1 protein-coding gene is annotated in these 281 nt (G+C 49.5%); it reads right to left on the bottom strand.

What is annotated here, in order from left to right:
* On the bottom strand, nucleotides 1-281 hold a 281-nt coding region (locus A3712_RS16485), incomplete at both ends, for a hypothetical protein (RefSeq protein ID WP_157618791.1).

Genomic DNA, 281 nt, shown 5'->3' with positions numbered 1-281 from the left:
TGGCCAGCTCGCCATCAACACCGTTGGCTTCTGCGCCTTCTTTGAAGGTACCACGCTGTTTAGCCATCTCTTCTGGCTTTTTCTTACCCATCGCACGACGCAGCATATCCGCTCCACCCAGCGTATAACCCGCTAGGATCTGTGCAATTTGCATTACCTGCTCTTGGTAAAGGATGATGCCATAGGTTGGTTCTAACGTGTCTTTTAGCGATTCATGTTGCCATGTTTCATCTGGGTAAGAGACGGCTTCTCGACCGTGCTTACGGTCGATAAAGTTATCT

It is taken from the genome of Vibrio sp. HI00D65, from assembly GCF_001635455.1.
GTDB lineage: Bacteria > Pseudomonadota > Gammaproteobacteria > Enterobacterales > Vibrionaceae > Vibrio.
Note: the sequence above shows the minus strand (reverse complement) of the source record. Positions and strands in the feature narration are given on the sequence as shown.